Here is an 18,516-nt window from a genome sequence, read left to right on the forward strand (position 1 = left end):
GCGTGCCGGACGCTCCTCGTGTCGACGCCGAGCAGCGTCAGGTGTCGGGGCTCGCCGCTGTCATGACGGTGCTCGCGATGGGCCTCGGGTATGCGATCGCGATCGGCGACCCGACCACCTTCTCGGCCAACCTGCAACTGGTCTCGGCCGGTGTGGGAATCACGGGGTCGACCGCGACGTTCGTCGCAAGCCTGGCCACGCTCACCCTGGCCGCCGCCGTCCTCAGCGCCGGTGCGCTCGGCGACCTGTACGGCATGCGGCGGATGTACCTGCTCGGGCTGGCCGGGGCGATCGCGTTCAGTGTGCTCGCCGCCGCCGCGCCCGCACCCGCGGTGTTGATCGTCGCCCGTGCGGGTGCCGGTGTGACGCTGGCGTTCCTGATCGGTCTGTCGCTTGCGATCACCAACGCGGTGTTTCCGCCGGGCCGGCGGGCCGCGGCGATCGCCGCCTACTTCGGTGTCGGCTACGCCGTCGCGACCCCGATGCCGGCGATCAGCGGCATGCTCGGCCACGCGATCGGCTGGCGGGCCTGCTTTTTCGTCGCGCCGGTCATCGGTGTCCTCGGCTTACTCGTCACGTGGCGATTCGTGCCCGAGACCGTGCGCGCGGACCGTCGGCTCGACGTGCTCGGGATGGCGTTGTTCGCCGTCGCGCTGCTGGGGCTGATCTTCGGCGTCTCGCGCATCGAGACCGGGATCAACCCCGTGGGACTGGTCGCGATCGGCGTCGGCCTGGTGGCCGGGTGCGCATTCGTCATGCAGGAGTTGCGGGTTGACGATCCGGCGCTCGACATGCGGGTGTTCCGGTCGGGCCGGTTCAACGCCGCCGTGACCGCAGGCGTGCTGTTCAACATCGTGCTCGGCGGGTCGATGGTGTTGCTGTCGTTCTATCTCGTCACCGTCCGCAAGGAGTCGCACGAGCTGTTCGGTCTGCTGCTGATTCCGGCCACCGCGCTGGCCGCCGTCGCCGCCACCTCGGCCGGGCCCGCCGCGAACCGGTTCAGCCCGCGCACCGTGATGATCACCGGACTCCTGGTCATGCTCGGCGGGCTGCTGTCGATGAGGCTCTTCGATCTCGACACGACGCGCACGACGGTGTTCGTCACCACCGCGCTGATCGTGGTGGGCGGCGCGCTCGTCACGACGCCGCAAGCCACGATCATGATGAGCAGTGCGCCAACCGATCTCGGCGGCGCGGTCTCAGCCGTCAAGAGCGCAGTCAACGAAGGCGGATACTCGCTCGGCCCCGCGCTATTCGCGCTCGTGGGCATCAACCTGTTCCTCACCGACAGCGCGCACGACCTGTCACGGTCCGGCATCACGCGCGCCGAAACCCGCGAGGCACTGCTGACCGTGCACGGCGGTCACGGCGCGCAGATGGTCAACCCCGAGCAAGCCCGATTGGTGGTAGAGCAGGCGCCGCACAACGCCGTCGACGCCATCCACACCCTGAGCGTGATCATGGCCGTCGGCCCGGTCGCAGCGATAATCCTGGCGCTCTGGTTGATCAAGCCCGCGAACCGCTCAGCAGGCGGCCAGTAGTTCGTCCAGCGCGGTGTCGAAGCGGTCGGCAAGGTCCCACAGATCGTTGACCAGCTTGCGGCACGCGATGATCCCGACGTTCAGCTTGCCGGTCAACGACATCACCGTGATGTTCAGCCCGGAGCCGTGGAAGATCGGGCCGAGCGGGTAGAGCGCCTTCATCTCGGCGCCCATCGCGTACAGCTTGTCCTGCGGCCCAGCCACATTCGAGATGATCACGTTGTGGATCGGCGTGTGCTTCAGCGGCGTGTGGGACAGCACCTCCATCGCCATGCCGAACAGTGCGGGCGGCAGCGCCTGCGTCACGTCGGCCAGCAGGGTCGGAGCGATGTCGGCACTGTGAGCCTTTGCGCGCGAACTAGATTCGGCGATGGTGCGCAGCCGTTCGCCGGGATCGTCGATATGGGTCTGCAGGTTGTTGAAGAAGCCCGAGAGCTTGTTGCGGCCGGGCCGGTCGGACTTGTCGTGCACCGACGCCGGGACCACCGCGATCAGCGGATCGTCCGGCAGCTCGCCGCGCTTGAGCAGGTACTCGCGCAACGCTCCGGCGCACAGCGCCATCACCACGTCGTTGAGTTTGACGTCGAAGGCGTTCTTCACCCGCTTGACGTCGTCGAGGTCGAGCTGCGCCAGCGCGATGGTGCGGTCGGAGGTGATCTCGGCGTTGAACACCGTCGCCGGAGCCGAGAACGGGGCGGCCATGGCGGTGCCGGAGCGGGCGCGGGTGATCGTGCTGAAGACGGTCGACAACGTGGCGGGCACCGCTCTGGTCAGTTGCCACGGACGGGTGAAAGCACGCACCAAACCGTCGGCGGCGATCTCTAGTGGCCTGGCGCCGCCGAAACCCTCGACGGGCTCGGGTGGCGCGCCGTCGGGCTCCAGGTCGCACAGCTTGCTGATCAGGTTGGCCGCCGACACCCCGTCCACTGCCGCGTGATGCACCTTGATCATCAACGCGACGTCTCCGGCGTCGGACGGATCGGTTTCGTGGATGCCCTCGATCACCCACATCTCCCACAGCGGCTTGCTGCGGTCGAGGGGTGCCGCGGCGATGCGCGAACAGACATTGACCAGTTCGTTGCGCCCGCCGGGCGCGGGCAGCGCGATGCGGTGCAGGTGGTACTCGAGGTCCAACTCGTCGTCATCCACCCACACCGGATGATCGAGGTTCAGCTGACTGTTCGCGAGTTTTGCCCGCAGCTCCGGCAGAGCCTCCAAGCGCGTGGCCAGATGCTCGCGGACTCGGTCGAAGTCGTAACCACCGGGGATCGTCGACGTATCAAGGCAGGCGATTGAACACACATTCAGTGGGACACTGGATGATTCGCTGTAGAGCATCGTTGCGTCGAATGCACTCAGCCGTTCCATTGACGCGGCGTACCCGCGTTGACAGGTGCGTCAAACCATGAGCGAAGTTACTGCCGATTCAGCCCTGCTTGGCGGCTTGCGGGGCGTGGCGGGCAACGGTCGCGTCCATCGCCTCGCGCAGCGCAGGCATCTCGTCGATCAACCGGGCGAGGTCGTCGCGGTTGATGTGGAGCACCTCGGCTCGCCCCGTCGTCGTCACGGTCGCGTTGCGCAACGCACCGCGGCGCAGCACCGATTCGCCGATCACCTCGCCGGGGCCCACGACGGCGATGCGGTCGTGGCCGACGTAGACGCCGACCTCGCCGCTGAGCAGGATGTAGCAGGCGTCCGACGGGGTCTGCTCCTGGATCAGCGGCCACGGTCCTGACGTCGACGTGCGATGCGCCGCTTCGACCAGGCGTCTGAGGTCGCTGTCGGAGAACTTGGAGAAGGTCTCGAACTCGCGGAGGCGACGGGCGTCCTGTTCGATCTCCTGTTTGCGAGCCTGTTCGCTTTCGCGGGCGTACTTGCGGTTGTCCATGAGGTCCCCGATCTGCGGTGTCTCCTGGCCGAACGGTAGTCCTCCTGCTGCGATTTGTGCACAGAAACGAGCGCTGAGCGCTCCTAGACGTGCACAAATCGCCGGTCAGCGGTTCGCTGAGCCGTACTCCAGCGCCGGTTCGGCCGAGTCGACCTTGCCGTTGCTCGAAATCGTCAGCAGGCCGGGCTGCACGTCGTAGCGTGCGCCGTCGGCCGGATTCGTGGCGACGAACCCGTTGCCCACCGGCCGCGCGTTGTCGAGCTGCACGTTGGCGCCGTCGCGCAAACGCTCCCCGCGGTACTGATACGTGCCAGCACCCGTCTCGCAAATCACTGCCAGCGACTGCGCCGTCCGGATCGCCGCGACCGGCGTGCTTCCCGCGTCGCAGCGCGTGGTGTGCCCGATGAAACCCTGCGAATCCGTACCCGACACCCCGGCGATCGGCGGTCCGGTGGTGGTCGGCGTCGTGGTGGTCGTCGTCGACGGCGCGGTGGTCGTGGGCGGGGTCGTCGTCTCGGTCGTCGTCGACGGCGGCACGGCCAGCGGCGTCTGCGGCGCGGACCCGCCGTTGTCGCCAAACGCCAGCACCATGGCCAGCACCACCGCGGCGGTGAACAGCACGACAGTCGTCACCACCAGCCCGACCTGCGCCGGACCAAAACGCTTGCGGTTCGTCGGCGGCGGCGGCTGCGGCGCGTACATCGGTTGATATCGGGTGCTCGCCGGGTTCGGGTCGACGGCCGAGAACTGGCGCGTCGACGGGGCCGGCGGCGGTGGCGGGGCTACCGGCATCGCGACCGGTGGCTGCTCGGCCGCAGCGGCGGCCGCCTTGGCCAACTCACCGGCCGTCGTGTACCGATCGGTGGGCTTCTTCGCCATGCCTCGCTCGATGACCTCGTCGAACGCCCGGCTGATGCCGCGTCGCATGATGCTCGGGCGCGGCGGCTGCGAGAACAGGTGTGCACCCATGATCTCGCGCAGGTCGCCGGAGTCGTATGGTGCGCGGCCGGTCAGGCATTCGTAGAGCAGACAGGTCAGCGAGTAGATGTCGGAAGCCGGGCCGCCGCGTTCACCGCTGATGCGTTCAGGCGCCATGTACGCGCACGACCCGATGACCAGGCCGGTCTTGGTGACGTTCGCTTCACCGCCGCCGTGCGCGATGCCGAAGTCGACGATGTAGGCGAAGTCGTCATGGGTCAGCAGCACGTTCTCTGGCTTGATGTCGCGGTGTACCAGCCCATTCGAGTGCGCGGCGTCCAGCGCGGCCGCGACCTGGGTGATGATCGACACCGCGCGCGTCGCGGGCAACGGGCCGGCGGTCCGAATCAACTCCTTGAGGCTGGCTCCTTCGACGAGGCGCATGTCGATGTAGAGCACACCGTCGATATCGCCGAAGTCGTGAACCGGGATGACGTGGGGTTCCTGTAGGCGCGCGGCGACGCGCGATTCACGCCGGAAGCGTTCCTGAAAGTTGGGATCGGCCGCCATATCCGGACGGAGCAGCTTGATGGCCACGGTCCGTTCCTTTGCGGTGTCCCACGCGCGGTACACCTCGCCCATGCCGCCGACACCGATCAGAGACTTCAGCTCATACGGCCCGAATCGCGTGCCCAGACGGGAACCGCCCTTCGGGGAGCTCACATGCCATCCTTTCTCTTTCCGACACCCGCAGCAACCCGTGGTGTTCCCGCAACGCCGTCTTACGTAACCCGCTCCCCGCAGCGGGTGGCCCGGCGACTCCGATATCGCAGCAGCACAGGCGATTTCCTCAGTGCGCCAGGCTACCGATTATTTCGTCGCGGTGAATGCGACGATCACAGCGTCGGCGACCTTCATCGAGCCCATCAGCATCGAGTACGGCTTCAGGCCGAAGTCAGAGTGCCGCACGGTGGTTTCGCATGACATACGCCACATATCGTCGGCTTCCTGCACGGTCACGTCGACGACCTGGTCGCGCGTCTTGCCGTTGATCTGGAGCGTTCCGGTGAGACGGTATCCGTCCCCCGTCTTCTCGATGTCGCTGGTTTCGTACTCGATGCGCGGAAACCGCTTCGCATTCAGCACTTTCAGGGCGTTGGACCGCGCGAGTGCCTTCTCCGGCCCGGTCAGCGGCGTGACGCCGCCCTCACCGCTGAGCACCTCGAGCGAGTCCACGTCGACCGCGAGCGTCACTTCGGATGGTTCGCCGTCGGACCACGCGACCGTGGCATGCCAGGTGTTCACGGCGATAGTCAGGCGGTGACCCATCTTTGCCGCCCGGCCCTCGACACCCGTGCGGACCCCGAGCCGCCCGTCGTGATGATCCATCGTCCAGGTCCGCGTCATGAATCCATTCTCCGGGTGACGCTGAGAACCGGGGCCCGGCATCGGGCAGGTAGTGACTATTGGACCCCTGACGGTGGTCTTTGGTCCCTGGACCCCACTGTTGGCAAACGCGAGGCTGGTAGTGAGCGGAAGGGCTGATGAGCGATGAACCCCAACTGCCCGGAGTGCGGCGAGGGCTTTGACGAGAGAGACGCGCATTGGGTCACCAACGCCGAGGGCGGGGTGATGTACCGCTTGCCCGTGCGAACACATGACGGTCGGAACCTGGACGAACGGCGTCGTCTCCTATGGGCCCGAACACGTCTGGGAGCGCCCGGTCGATCCCGTGCACCACCACCGCTACTTCCATGACCACCACCGCGGCTTCATCGACGAACTCGACAAGATCCTGGAAGAGAAGCTGCACGAGGAGTAGCGCACCGTTTTGCCCGGCTTGACACGGGTACCTGCCGACAATGGAGTCAGCCCACTTCACCGAAATCACCGTGTCCGTCGACGGCACCGAGCACTCCGTGCACGTCGACAACCGCGTCACCCTGCTCGACCTGCTCCGCGAACACCTCGGCGTCACCGCACCCAAGAAGGGCTGCGACCACGGCCAGTGCGGGTCGTGCACGGTTCTGCTCGACGGCCGCCGGGCCACCACCTGCCTGGCCTTCGCCGTGGCTCACGACGGCGCCGAGATCGTCACCGCCTCCGGCCTCGGCGACGGCGACACGCTGCATCCCGTCGCCCGGGCGTTCCTCGACCACGACGGCTTCCAGTGCGGCTACTGCACACCAGGCCAGATCTGTTCGGCAGTCGGCATGCTCGACGAGGTCAAGTCCGGCGCGCCCAGCCACGTCACCGACGATCTCGAAAAGCCACCCGAACTCTCCGACGACGAGATTCGCGAGCGCATGAGCGGCAACCTCTGCCGTTGCGCCGCCTATCCGAACATCGTCGCCGCCATCAGCGAGGCCGCCCGATGATCCCGTTCGACTACCACCGTGCCACCAGCGTCGCCGACGCCGTCACCGCCGTCGCCGAACGTCCCGACGCCGTGTTCCTCGCCGGCGGCACCAACCTCGTCGACCACATGAAGCTCGGCATCCTCGAGCCCTCCCTCGTCGTCGACGTCGGCCACCTGCCGCTCACCGATATCGAGCAGCTGCCGGACGGCGCCCTGCGCGTCGGCGCCGACGTCCGCAACAGCGACCTCGCCGCCCACCCCGTGGTTCGCAGCCGCTACCCGGTGCTCGCGCGGGCGTTGCTGTCGGCGGCCTCCGGCCAGCTGCGCAACCTCGCGACGACCGCGGGAAACCTGTTGCAGCGCACCCGATGCGTGTACTTCCAGGACGTCACCACACCGTGCAACAAGCGCACGCCGGGCGAGGGATGCTCCGCGATCGGCGGCTACGTGCGCTACCACGCGATCCTCGGCGCCTCCGAACACTGTGTGGCCGTGCACCCTTCGGACATGGCCGTCGCGATGGCCGCGCTCGACGCGCAGGTCGTGTTCGTGGACGCCGAGGGCGAACACCGCCTACCGCTGACGGAGTTTCACCGCCTGCCCGGCGACCGCCCCGACCGCGACACCGAGTTGCCGCCCGGCGCGCTGATCACCGCGGTCGAGATCCCTGCGCCGCCGGACGGAGCCCGGTCGACGTACCGGAAGGTGCGCGACCGCGCCTCCTATGCCTTCGCGTTGACGTCGGTGGCCGCTGAACTCATCGTCGACGACGGCACCGTCACGAGCGCGCGCATCGCGCTCGGCGGCGTCGCCCACAAACCGTGGCGTGCCCGCCGTGCCGAAGAAGTCCTCACAGGTGCGCCGGCCACCGAAGACACGTTCCGGCGGGCCGCAGACGCCGAACTCGTGGATGCGCAACCGTTGCCGGGCAACGAGTTCAAGGTCGAACTCACCCGCCGCACCATCATCGCCACCCTGACCGAACTGAGCGAGCAACGATGACCACCCTTGAACCCCGCGCTATCGGCACACGTGTCACCCGTCTCGACGGGCCCGCCAAGGTCACCGGCACCGCGGACTATGCCTACGAGTACGCGGTCGAGAACGCCGCCTACCTTCATCCGGTTCAGGCCACCATCGCCAACGGCCGCATCACGACCATGGACACCTCCGCCGCCGAAGCGGTCGACGGAGTTCTGGCGATACTCACCGTGTTCGACAAGTCTCAGTTGGCTGACACCTCCAACGGTGACCTCACGATTCTGCAGGGCCCGCAGGTGAATTATCGCGGTCAGTTAATCGGTGCAGTGGTGGCCGAGAACGCCGAGACCGCCCGTCATGCAGCAGGTCTGGTGCAGGTCGAATACGACGCTTCCCCGCACGACGTCGAACTGCGCGCCGACCATCCGAAGCTGTATGCGCCCGAGCAGGTCAACGCGGGCTATCCGACCGACACCGCCGAGGGCGACGCCGAAGCCGCGCTGCGTGACGCGCCGGTCGTCGTCGACCAGATCTACTCGACACCGCACGAGCACAACAATCCGATGGAGCCGCACGCGTGTATCGCGCTGTGGGACAACGACACGTTGACGCTGTGGGATTCCACGCAGGGCGTCCACGTGGTCCGCAAGGAGATGGCGACGACGTTCGGCCTCGACCCCGAGCAGGTGCGCGTCATCGCGAACAATGTGGGCGGTGGGTTCGGTTCCAAGGGTGCGCCGCACTCACACAACGTGCTCGCAGTGATGGCGGCGCAGCGGGTTCCGGGGCGGCCGGTGAAGTTCGCCGTCACCCGGCAGCAGATGTTCGACTTCGTCGGATATCGCACGCCGACCATTCATCACCTGCGTCTCGGCGCCGAGCGTGACGGGACGTTGACATCGGTGAGGCACGACGTGATCGCCCAGACCGCCACGGTCAAGGAGTTCGCCGAGCAGGCCGCGGTGCCCACGCGCATGATGTACGCGGGCGCGAATCGCAAGACGTCACACCGGTTGGCGGCGCTCGACGTGCCCGTCCCGTTCTGGATGCGCGCCCCCGGCGAGTGTCCGGGCATGTTCGCGCTCGAGGTCGCGATGGACGAGCTGGCCGTCGCGTGCGATCTCGACCCGATCGAGTTGCGCATCCGCAACGAACCCGACGTCGATCCTGAGACCGGTAACCCATGGTCGGACCGGCGACTAGTCGAGTGCCTGCAGACGGGAGCCGAGCAATTTGGTTGGGCGTCGCGTGACCCGGAGCCGGGAAGCCGTTGCGAGGGTGAGTGGTTGCTCGGTACGGGTGTGGCGTCGGCGGTGTATCCCGCGATGGTCCAGCCGGGCAACAGCGCCCGCATCGAATGTGTCGCGCCGGGGCGCTACGCGGTCGCGATCGGCGCCGTCGACATCGGCACCGGCACGTGGACGGCGTTGAGCCAGATCGCCGCCGATGCGCTCGGATGCGAGCTCTCGGCGATCGACTTGCAGATCGGAGACACCGACCTCCCGGCCGCGTCGGTGGAGGGCGGTTCGTCGGGTATCAGCTCGTGGGGCCGTGCGATCGTCGCTGCGGCACAACAGTTCCGGCACGACCACGGTGACCATCCCGAGGTCGGAGTGAGCACCACCGCCGAGGCGCCGGAGAACGAGGAGGCGCCGAACTTCGGAATGTATTCGTTCGGTGCGCATTTCGTAGAGGCGCGGGTCAGCCGGCATACGGGCGAGATCCGGGTGTCGCGGATGCTGGGGGTGTTCTCGATCGGCCGGGCGATCAACCCGGCGACACTGCGCTCGCAGTTGATCGGCGGCATGACGATGGGGCTGTCGATGGCGCTGCACGAGGAGAGCGTGCGCGATCCCCGCTTCGGCCACATCGTCACCCGGGATCTGGCGACGTACCACATCAGCTCGCACGCCGACGTCCCCGCGATCGAGGCGATGTGGCTCGACGACGTGGACAAGCACGCCAATCCGATGGGCTCGCGCGGTGCGGGTGAGATCGGCATCGTCGGTTCTGCCGCGGCGGTCGTCAACGCCGTCTATCACGCCACGGGCATCCGGGTGCGGGACCTCCCCGTGATGTGCGACGCGCTGCTGGGCTAAGGCCGTAACACGAGGCTGCCGACGGTTTGTCGGCCGACGAGTGCGCGGTGCGCTTCGACGACGTCATCGAGGCGGTACTCGGTGACTTTCGGGCGGAGTCGGCCGTCGGCGGTGAATGCGAGAAGTTGTTCGAGGGCCTGGCTGAAGGCGTCCTGGCGACTGTGCCAGCCCATCAGGGAGTAACCGGTCACCGTGAGGTTCTGTGTCATCAAGGCCATCCCCGAGTACGTCGGCGGGGTTCCACTTGCGGCTCCGAACGTGACGATCCGGCCGAACGGCGCGATGCAGTCCAGGGTGTCTTGCGAGGTTTGACCACCGACGGAGTCGAGCACGAGGTCGACCCCATGCCCGTCGGTCAACTCGAGCACGGTCTTGGCCCATCCGGCTTCGGAGTAGTCCACGGCGAAGTCAGCGCCGTACGACCGAATGTGGTTGAGTTTCTGCGGAGTTCCCGCCGTGCCGATGACGACGCCAGCGCCGAGCAGTCGGGCGAGTTGGATCGCGAGGGTTCCGACACCTCCCGCGGCGGCGTGCACCAGCACGGTGTCGCCGAACGTGATTCTCCCGGCGTCGCGCAATGTCTGGTAGGCGGTCGCTCCGTGGACCCAGAGGATGGCCGCATCACGGCTGTCCACCGAATCAGGCAGCGGCACAACCGAACCAGTCTGCGCAATGGCGAACTCGGCGTAGCCGTGCTCAACCATCGCCGCCACCCGTGACCCGACGGCAGGTCCACCCGAGCCGGAGCTGCGAACCGTCCCCGCGACCTCCTGCCCCATCCCCGCAGGCAAGTCGAAGGTGCCGAACACCCCCTGGCGCTTCATCACGTCGCCGTAGGTGATGCCGGCTGCCTCCACCTCGATCAGCACCTCATTCGGTCCGGGCACCGGCACCGCGCTGTCACCGACATGCAGCACTTCTGGTCCACCGAACTCGGCCATCCAGGCGGCTTTCATCGTCACTCCTAAACAGGTTGGGCGAGAACGCGGTCGACGTTCTCGATCACCGACGTCGGATCGCGCTGGTCACTGCGGTAAGCGATGTAACCGTCAGGCCGGATGAGAACGTAGCCGCCGTCGGGCAGGTCGTAGGTGGTGGCGACGGCGGGCTCGTCGACTCGTACTGCGCTTATCCGGTCGGGCAATTCGGAAGCGGGCGGCGTGGCGTCGCCGATGGTCAGCAGGGTGTGCCTCGTCGGGTCCAGCAGGTCGAAGAGCCGGGTGGAGGCGCCATCCTGTCCGGCGAGCGTCACGTCGGGTGCACGGTCGCCGACGGCGACCCGCCCCTGCGGCGCACTACCCGAATCATCGTGGTAGGACACGTCGATCTGTGAGATCGCGCGCAACAGGGTGCGCTGGACCGGTCGTCGCGCCAGGATGTGCGGAGCGATGGTGCGGCGCATCTTCGTGCTCACGGGGTTGCGCAGCAGGGTCATCCTTGTGATGCGCCGGGTTCCTTTGACGAGTCGTCGGGCAACCGGCGCCCGCTCGGCGGCGTAGGTGTCCAGCAGCGCTCGGTCCGCCTCACCCCGCACGACTGCCGCGAGTTTCCAACCGAGGTTGAAGGCGTCCTGGATGCCGGTGTTCATGCCCTGCGCACCGACCACGGAGTGGATATGGGCGGCGTCGCCGATGAGGAAAGCCCTTCCGGCCGAGTGTGATTCGACTCTGCGCTGGTTGATCCGGAATCGGCCGGCCTGCCTGACTTCGGTGATCCTGGCACCCGGGGGCGCGCAGACGTCGACGGCACGCTGCAATTCGGCCTGCGTGACGTCGCCGGCGGGCGCGGGTTGCTCGTACTGTGCGACCGCGATGCGATGCCAGCCGTGCAGCATCGGAAAGTAGGCCACGAACCTGCCCCGATTCAAGAACGCGAAGAACTCGGCGCCGGGGAGGTCCCAGTCCATTCGGAGATCGGCGACAGCGAAGTTCTCCTCGAACGCCGAGCCCAGGAACCGCAGCCCGAGCTGCCGGCGGACGCTGCTGTGCGCCCCGTCCGCGCCGACGATCCAGCTCGCCCGCACCGTTTCGCTGCTGCCGTCGGGGCCGCGCACGTCGACGCGTACGTGGTCGGCGTGCTGAGTAAGTTCCACCATCTCGACCTGATGCTCGACGTGGGTGCCGAGTGCGGCGAGGTTCGCGGTGAGGACCTCTTGCACTTCGTTCTGCGGGATCATCAGCAGGAATGGGTAGGGCGATGCCAAACCGGCGAAGTCGGCTCGCAGGATCTGCCGGTTCTCGCTGAACACATTGAAGACTCGCGCTTTGAGTCCGCGCGCGAGCAGCTGTTCGGTGATGCCCTGCCGATCGAAGAGTTCGAGGCTGCGAGCCTGCACGCCCAGTGCGCGCGTCTCGGTGTTGGGTCCGGCCGCGGCGTCGATGATGCGGGTGCGGATACCGCGGCGGGCCAGTTCGTTGGCCATCGTCAGACCGGTGGGTCCCGCGCCGACAATCAGCACATCGGTGTGGTCGAAGTTCATGAACTCTCCTCTGCGGGAATCTTGGCGGCCAGGAGTCGCTCGAACATCTCGACGAGCTTGCGCCGGTGCGCGACCTGATCCAGGCCGGTGAGCGGGGCGTACGCCTCATGCAGTCCTTGCAGGGCACCGAGCAGGACGACGGCGGTGAAATGTGGGTCACTGACGGTGAATTCGCCCTGCTGCACGCCTTCTTCGATCAGTGCGGTCACGGCGGGCAGCACGTCGGCGGCGACCTGCGCGGTCACGCGGTGGTGCATATCGGTGAACGCCCGCGAGTACAGGTCGGCAATCAATCCCGAGGTGGCGGCATCGGTCAGTTCCCGGTAGCTGAAGTGAAAGTCCATCAGGCGAGCAGTCGGTGACCGCGAGTGGTCCGTCAGCGCCGCGATCCACGTATCCGCGATCTGCTGCGAGGCCGCCAGCACGCAGGCTTCGAACACTTCATCCTTGGACCGAAAGTGGTGGTAAAAGCAGCCTTTCGCGACGCCGAGCTCACCGATGATCGCTGCGACGGTGGTCTTCTCGTACCCGTTCTCCGTGAACAGCTTGAGCGCGGCACCGACGATCTCGCTCTTGCGCACTTCCGGTTGCTTTATCTCCCGCACCTGTCTTACGCTACAGACCGACGGTCGGTCTGTCTAGGAGGTGCCATGCGAAACGTTCTCCAGACCCAGCATCGGGTCGACCTGAGCGCCGGAGTCATCGAATACTCGGACACCGGCGGCGACGGCCCCGTCGTCGTGCTGTTGCACGGGGTCAACATGGATAGCTCTCTGTGGGACAACGTCGTTGCGCGGCTGGCGCCCGAGCATCGCTGCATCTCTCCCACCCTGCCCCTGGGCAGCCACCGACGTCCGATGAGACGTGGGGAGCTGGTGACCCATGAGGGCGTCGCGGCGTTGGTCGGCGAGTTCATCGAACGGTTGGATTTGCACGACGTCACGCTGGTGCTCAACGACTGGGGAGGTGCACAGTTCCTCGTCGCCGAGGGAGCCCAGCGGATCGCCGCGCTGGTTCTGGTTGCGTGCGAGGCCTTCGACAACTTCCCGCCGGGGCTACCGGGCAAGGCCGTCGCCTCCAGCGCGAAAATCCCCGGCGCGCTTTGGCTGACGATGCAGCTGCAGCGGTTCGACTGGTTCCGCCGCGCCCCTGGCGGCTGGGGCTGGATGGCCAAGCACCCGATACCGAAAGACGTGATGGATCAATGGTTCCGTCCCGCGTTAACCGATAGCGCAGTGCGCCGCGACCTGCGCACCTTCGCGGGCTCGACGCCGAGCCGGGCGCGACTGGCCGAGCTGACGGAACAGCTTCGAACCTTCGACCGGCCCGTACTCGTGGTGTGGGCACCCGAGGACAAGGTGATGCCCGCTGAGCACGGCCCGCGTCTCGCATCGCTGTTCCCGCATGGCCGCCTGGTCGAGATCGGCGACAGCTACACGCTGATACCGCTGGATCAGCCCGCCCGCCTCGCCGACGAACTGCGCGAGTTCGTCGCCGCGGATGTGCTCAGATCGGGGGGTACGGGAGGCTGAACTGGTCGGCCAGCAGGCTTTGGACGATGATCATCGCCGCCTTCGAGCCGGCGGCGATCGCGCCCGCCACATAGGGCTGTTCGCTGCAGAGGTCGCCCGCGGCGAACACGCCGCTGGCCTCAGTGCGGTGGATCGGGTCGATGCTGATGGTGTCGGCGGCCAGCGGGCCCGGTGTGCACGCGGCGCCGAGCTGCTCGGCGAGCGGTGAGCGTTGTTTGAGCGGCGCCTCGACGAGTAGACCGTCGCGAGCGAGCCGGTCTCCGTCGGCGAAGGCGATCGCGCTCAGTTGTCCGTCCTCGCTGAGCAATTCGACGACCCGACGGTCCTCGATGGTCACGTCGGCGGCCTTCAGCACCTGCTTGTCCTCGGGTGACAGGTCGGTGCGCCCGTCGGTCAGCAGCACGACGTCGTCGCTCCAGCCGCGAAGCATCAGCGCCGAGTGCATCGCCTCCTCGCCGGCGGCCATGGTGGCCAGCCGCTTGTCGCGCATCTCCCAACCGTGACAGAACGGACACTGGAAGACCGAGGTGCCCCACAGCTCGGCCAGCCCGGGCAGGTCCGGCGGGTTGTACTGCATGCCGGTTGCCAGCAGGACCCGCTTCGTGAGAATCGGATCGCCATCGTCGGGTTCGAGAATGAAGCCGTTGTCGACCGGGCGGCCGCTGAGAATCTGGCCGTGCCGGTACTCGACGCTGGGGTAGGCCGACAGCTCGCGGCGGCCTTCCGCGTACAACTCTGCGGGTGGGCGCTGGTCGTAGCCGAGAAGGCCACCGATCACGTTCGAGACGCGGTTGCTCTGTTCATCGGCGTCGATGACGACCGTGCGTCGTCTCGCGCGCCCCAAGACGAGGGCGGCGCTCAACCCGGCGGCCCCTCCCCCGACGACAGCACATTCCCAATCCATGGCCTCATCGTTCCCGAGGTGGCCGTCGCGAAACCTCCCGGCCGATGTGCCGAGGTCAGCGGCGTCTTGGCAAGGCTCAGTGAGCGCGACTCGCAGAGGGACCCAGCAAACTCGTTCATAGGGAAACCCCTGATTCCCCGGGCCCCGATTTTTCGTAGCGTTTGTGTTGCGGTCAGTGGTCGTGGGGTTGCAGCGCCGTCGGGGGATGATCGGTGCCCACATGTTGAAGACCGTGGACAACTGAGGGAGGCATTGTGTGCCGAGGAGAACTACCGACAACGGCTTTGCGCTGCTGCGCACGGCGCATTAAGAATTCTGATGCGCAGGGATTTTCGCAATGAGCGCGGGCTGGTTCCCGGATCCCAGCGGGCAGCCGGGGCAGCGCTACTACGACGGTCAGCGGTGGACGCAGCACTTCGCGCCGACGCCACCGCCGACCGTCACCGCCCCGACAGCGGTGGCTGTGGCGGTGTCGTCCGGCGGAGGAACGAACCACGCGCTGCACCTCGTTCTGACGCTTCTCTCCTGCGGGCTCTGGCTGCCGTTCTGGATTCTGTTCGCGATCTTCGGCGGATCGTCTGGATCAGCAATCGCGGTCGGCGGGGGTCCCGGCGGTGTGAACGTCAATACGCGATCCCGGACGCCACTGATCGTCGCGGGCGTGATTCTCGGACTCGTCGTGCTCGGCATCCTTGCCGAGAACCCATGGTTGCTCCTCATATTGGTCCCCATGGTCGGTGCCGGCGGATTCCTGTTCTGGCGGCACAAGTCTGCCGAGGCTCGAAAAGCTCAAGAGCTACGCGAGCAGTACCGCCGTGACGTTCTCGCCGCTCGAGCCGACTACGAGAGCAAGCTCTACGCCGAGGGCGATCCGGCGGGCATCTACGGGCGGTATCCGCCACCGCCTGTGACGCGGTTCAACGGTGAGCGGCCTACGGTCGTGAGTCAGCGGGGTATCGACGGATAGGGCTGCTCGTCGCGGTCGGGTGCGAGCGGGACGGTCGCTAGCCCGACGAGGAACGCGGTCAGGTGGCCGACTTCGGTGAACGTGGGCCGGGCGGCGGCGTTACCGGCCAGCGCCAGCGCGGCGGCGGCCTGGGCACCGGAGCGCCACGGCTTGCGGGTGTAGCCCGACAGAGCCCCGGCCACCCCGAGGACGAAGTAGCTCACGCCGACGTCGCGGGCGTTCTCCGCTCGCTGCGGCGCTCGGCCCTTCCGGATGAGGAACCGCAGGTAGCTCTGGCCGACGAGGGTGGCGACGACGTGCGCGCCGATCCCGACGAGAAGCCAACGCCACCAACCCAACCGGCGCTCCGCGGGGGCGACGACGCCGACGAACACCGGGACGTAGGGCCACCACCTGTGGTCGTCGAGCCAGAACAAGCTGGTGGTGAGGACGCGATGGGGTTCGCTGCGCAGCCGGCGCAGGTTCGTGGAATTTCTCCGCTGGATCCGTCGCGACCCCCGATGTCCGGCCGAGCGCTGCACCCGAGTCGTGATGAGCAAGACGAGCAGCCACGCGAAGCTGAACGGGGCGCCGGCGACGGCGCGGAGGAGCCGCACCCGCTGAGATTAGCGCGATTAGCCAGGCAGGCTTGCGGGTAGGTGAGCGTCGTTAGGAGCCGGTGATGACGACTGCAGACTCGGAAATCGACCTCGACGCGCTGTCGACCGACGACCACGGATACACCGTCAACGACGAGGACGAAGATGACCCGGTACTGCTCGATCGCGACGGTAAGCCGATCGAGACGTGGCGCGAACGGTATCCCTATGACGAGCGGATGAGTCGCGACGAATACGAGCGGATAAAGCGGCAGCTGCAGATCGAACTGTTGAAGTTGCAGAAGTGGAGCAAGCGCACCGGCGCGCGCCACGTCATCGTGTTCGAGGGCCGGGACGCGGCGGGTAAGGGCGGCTCGATCCAGCGGTTCATGGAGCACCTCAACCCGCGCGGCGCCCGGGTTGTGGCGTTGGAGAAGCCGACCGAAGAAGAGAAGTCGCAGTGGTACTTCCAGCGATACGTCAGGCATCTGCCGACCGCCGGGGAGATGGTGCTGTTCGACCGCTCCTGGTACAACCGTGCCGGTGTGGAGAGGGTGATGGGCTTCTGTACGCCGAAACAGCATGCCGAGTTCATGCGGCAGGCACCGGCGTTCGAGGAGATGCTGGTGAACTCGGGGCTGCACCTCACCAAGTTCTGGTTCTCCGTCTCGCCGGCCGAACAGCGGACGCGGTTCGCGATCCGGCTGGTCGATCCGCTGCGGCAGTGGAAGTTCTCGTCGATGGACATGGAAGCGGTCAACCGATGGGAGCAGTACACCAGGGCCAAGGAGGAGATGTTCGTCGCGACCGACACCGATTACGCACCGTGGATCGTCGTGAAGAGCAACGACAAGAAGCGCGGACGGATCAACGCGATGCGATACCTGCTGTCGCGCTTCGACTACGACGACAAGGACGACGAGGTGGTCGGCGAGCCGGACCCGTTGATCGTCGGTCGGGCGCTGGAGGACTGAGGGTCAATCGGGCTCGACGACAGCGGTTTTCGCTGTTCACGAGCCATCTCAGCACGGTGAGTGGCGGACGGCGACTTTTTGTCGGTGGGGGGTGTCATGATGCGGTTATGACGTTGACCGCACCCGGGCAGGCCCAGGAGTTGTCGCCCGATGAGCGGCTGGGCGCGCAGTTCGCTGCGCTGGAGGAGTTGGCCGGTCAACGCAACGCCATCGATGGGCGCATCGTGGACATCGTCGCCCAGATCGAGCGGGAGGGGGCGTGGGGGGCTACCGGTGCGCGCTCGGTCAAAGCGTTGGTGGCCTGGAAGCTGGGCCTGTCCGATACCACCGCCAAAACGATCACCGCCATCGCGCATCGCATCCAGGAGTTTCCCCGCTGCACCGAACAGCTACGCCAGGGACAGTTGTCGGCCGATCAGGTCGGGGTGATCGCCCAACACGCCGGACCGGGATCTGATGAGCACTATGCGCAGCTGGCCTCGGTGGCCACCGTCAGCCAACTGCGCTTTGCAGCCAAACTCGAACCCCGCCCTGAGCCCGAACGCCCCGCACCTTCCCCCGAACCGTCGCTGACCAAAACCGTCGGCGAGCAGTCCACCACCTACCGCATCACCCTGCCCACCCTGGAGGCGGCCAAGTTCGATGCCGCCCTGCAGTCACACCGCGACGCGCTGATCAACGAGCACATCAGCGATCACGGCCCCGACACAGACGGCGACACGCACGAACGCCGCGAGCGACTCGGCGACCTGCGCCGCCAACCGCCGTTCCCCAGCCTAGGTGATGCGTTCATGCGCCTGGTGGACGCCGGCTGGGACACCGAGGTGGCCCGGCGCCCCCACGGCCAAGACACCACCGTGATCGTTCACTTCGATGTCGACAAGGCTGCCGCCTGGCCGCATCTGGGCCCGGTGCTCTCGGAGGCCGATCGGCGACTGTTGTTGTGCGATACCGGCTGCGAGATCTGGCTCGAGCGCCACGGTCAACTCATCGGGGCCGGGCGAGCGACGCGGGTGATCAGCCGGCGCCTGCGCCGAGCCCTCGAGCACCGCGACCGCACCTGCCGGGTGCCCGGCTGCGGAGCCACCCGCGGGCTGCACGCTCATCACCTCGTGCACTGGGAAGACGGCGGGCCCACCGAACTGGACAACCTGGTCCTGGTCTGCCCCTACCATCACCGGCTGCACCACAGTGGCGAGATCACCATCACCGGACCCGCCCACCAACTACGCGTCACCACCCGCGAGGGCGAACCACTTGACCCCGGATCGCTGGCGCGTACACCCACCCAACCCC

At 67.1% G+C, this 18,516-nt stretch carries 18 protein-coding genes; 9 read left to right on the plus strand and 9 right to left on the minus strand.

Annotation, left to right across the window (positions count from 1 at the left end):
* Window positions 1–2: 2 nt before the first annotated feature.
* Complete coding sequence (locus CEX87_RS25360; protein ID WP_233151523.1) at window positions 3–1,541, plus strand: MFS transporter; 1,539 nt, start codon at window positions 3–5, stop codon at window positions 1,539–1,541.
* Here the strand turns inward: CEX87_RS25360 and CEX87_RS25365 are convergent.
* The 4 genes from CEX87_RS25365 to CEX87_RS25380 form a co-directional block, all read right to left on the minus strand.
* Window positions 1,524–2,909, minus strand: a complete 1,386-nt coding sequence (locus CEX87_RS25365; protein WP_094289630.1) for a WS/DGAT/MGAT family O-acyltransferase — start codon at window positions 2,907–2,909, stop codon at window positions 1,524–1,526. The two genes, CEX87_RS25360 and CEX87_RS25365, sit on opposite strands and share 18 nt — an antisense overlap.
* A gap of 58 nt (window positions 2,910–2,967) precedes the next feature.
* Entirely contained in the window at window positions 2,968–3,429 is a 462-nt protein-coding gene (locus tag CEX87_RS25370) for a cyclic nucleotide-binding domain-containing protein (RefSeq protein WP_064426501.1), read from the minus strand.
* Window positions 3,430–3,534: 105 nt separating this feature from the next.
* Complete coding sequence (locus CEX87_RS25375) at window positions 3,535–5,070, minus strand: serine/threonine-protein kinase (RefSeq protein ID WP_094289632.1); 1,536 nt, start codon at window positions 5,068–5,070, stop codon at window positions 3,535–3,537.
* Window positions 5,071–5,217: 147 nt separating this feature from the next.
* On the minus strand, window positions 5,218–5,754 hold the full coding sequence (locus CEX87_RS25380; protein WP_094289634.1) for a YceI family protein: 537 nt from the start codon (window positions 5,752–5,754) through the stop codon (window positions 5,218–5,220).
* 250 nt (window positions 5,755–6,004) lie between these two features.
* Here CEX87_RS25380 and CEX87_RS27305 point away from each other — a divergent pair, with 250 nt between their 5' ends.
* Genes CEX87_RS27305 through CEX87_RS25395 form a run of 4 tightly spaced genes read left to right on the plus strand, consistent with a single transcriptional unit; the run spans window position 6,005 to window position 9,786 of the window.
* Window positions 6,005–6,169: a hypothetical protein gene (locus CEX87_RS27305; protein WP_158220795.1), complete on the plus strand. Its 165-nt coding sequence runs from the start codon at window positions 6,005–6,007 to the stop codon at window positions 6,167–6,169.
* A gap of 40 nt (window positions 6,170–6,209) precedes the next feature.
* Window positions 6,210–6,725 (plus strand): 2Fe-2S iron-sulfur cluster-binding protein, encoded by a 516-nt coding sequence (locus CEX87_RS25385; protein WP_094289636.1) that lies wholly within the window; start codon window positions 6,210–6,212, stop codon window positions 6,723–6,725.
* Window positions 6,722–7,708 carry an FAD binding domain-containing protein gene (locus CEX87_RS25390; protein ID WP_094289638.1) on the plus strand — a complete coding sequence of 329 codons (987 nt, stop codon included), beginning with the start codon at window positions 6,722–6,724 and terminating at the stop codon, window positions 7,706–7,708. Before CEX87_RS25385 ends, CEX87_RS25390 begins: the two co-directional genes overlap by 4 nt.
* Complete coding sequence (locus CEX87_RS25395; protein ID WP_094289640.1) at window positions 7,705–9,786, plus strand: xanthine dehydrogenase family protein molybdopterin-binding subunit; 2,082 nt, start codon at window positions 7,705–7,707, stop codon at window positions 9,784–9,786. Before CEX87_RS25390 ends, CEX87_RS25395 begins: the two co-directional genes overlap by 4 nt.
* On the opposite strand, the gene CEX87_RS25400 is transcribed toward CEX87_RS25395, so the two are convergent.
* Genes CEX87_RS25400 through CEX87_RS25410 form a run of 3 tightly spaced genes read right to left on the minus strand, consistent with a single transcriptional unit; the run spans window position 9,783 to window position 12,870 of the window.
* Window positions 9,783–10,742, minus strand: coding sequence for a quinone oxidoreductase family protein (locus CEX87_RS25400; RefSeq protein ID WP_142301130.1), 960 nt, complete (start codon window positions 10,740–10,742; stop codon window positions 9,783–9,785). The two genes, CEX87_RS25395 and CEX87_RS25400, sit on opposite strands and share 4 nt — an antisense overlap.
* Before the next feature lie 8 nt (window positions 10,743–10,750).
* Complete coding sequence (locus CEX87_RS25405; RefSeq protein WP_094289644.1) at window positions 10,751–12,265, minus strand: FAD-dependent monooxygenase; 1,515 nt, start codon at window positions 12,263–12,265, stop codon at window positions 10,751–10,753.
* Entirely contained in the window at window positions 12,262–12,870 is a 609-nt protein-coding gene (locus CEX87_RS25410; protein WP_094289645.1) for a TetR/AcrR family transcriptional regulator, read from the minus strand. Before CEX87_RS25410 ends, CEX87_RS25405 begins: the two co-directional genes overlap by 4 nt.
* A 45-nt stretch (window positions 12,871–12,915) precedes the next feature.
* Here CEX87_RS25410 and CEX87_RS25415 point away from each other — a divergent pair, with 45 nt between their 5' ends.
* Window positions 12,916–13,797, plus strand: coding sequence for an alpha/beta fold hydrolase (locus CEX87_RS25415; RefSeq protein WP_094289646.1), 882 nt, complete (start codon window positions 12,916–12,918; stop codon window positions 13,795–13,797).
* On the opposite strand, the gene CEX87_RS25420 is transcribed toward CEX87_RS25415, so the two are convergent.
* On the minus strand, window positions 13,772–14,701 hold the full coding sequence (locus CEX87_RS25420) for an NAD(P)/FAD-dependent oxidoreductase (RefSeq protein ID WP_064426492.1): 930 nt from the start codon (window positions 14,699–14,701) through the stop codon (window positions 13,772–13,774). The two genes, CEX87_RS25415 and CEX87_RS25420, sit on opposite strands and share 26 nt — an antisense overlap.
* Window positions 14,702–15,038: 337 nt before the next feature.
* Between CEX87_RS25420 and CEX87_RS25425 the strand changes: the two genes are divergently transcribed.
* Complete coding sequence (locus tag CEX87_RS25425; RefSeq protein WP_064418094.1) at window positions 15,039–15,668, plus strand: DUF2510 domain-containing protein; 630 nt, start codon at window positions 15,039–15,041, stop codon at window positions 15,666–15,668.
* On the opposite strand, the gene CEX87_RS25430 is transcribed toward CEX87_RS25425, so the two are convergent.
* Window positions 15,647–16,264 carry a rhomboid-like protein gene (locus CEX87_RS25430; protein WP_094289648.1) on the minus strand — a complete coding sequence of 206 codons (618 nt, stop codon included), beginning with the start codon at window positions 16,262–16,264 and terminating at the stop codon, window positions 15,647–15,649. The two genes, CEX87_RS25425 and CEX87_RS25430, sit on opposite strands and share 22 nt — an antisense overlap.
* Before the next feature lie 65 nt (window positions 16,265–16,329).
* Between CEX87_RS25430 and ppk2 the strand changes: the two genes are divergently transcribed.
* Entirely contained in the window at window positions 16,330–17,220 is an 891-nt protein-coding gene (ppk2, locus tag CEX87_RS25435) for a polyphosphate kinase 2 (RefSeq protein WP_064395844.1), read from the plus strand.
* 107 nt (window positions 17,221–17,327) lie between these two features.
* Window positions 17,328–18,516: HNH endonuclease signature motif containing protein (locus tag CEX87_RS25440; RefSeq protein ID WP_094289650.1), on the plus strand; the 1,189-nt coding region annotated here is incomplete at its 3' end.

It is taken from the genome of Mycobacterium lehmannii (assembly GCF_002245535.1).
GTDB classification, from domain to species: Bacteria; Actinomycetota; Actinomycetes; order Mycobacteriales; family Mycobacteriaceae; genus Mycobacterium; species Mycobacterium lehmannii.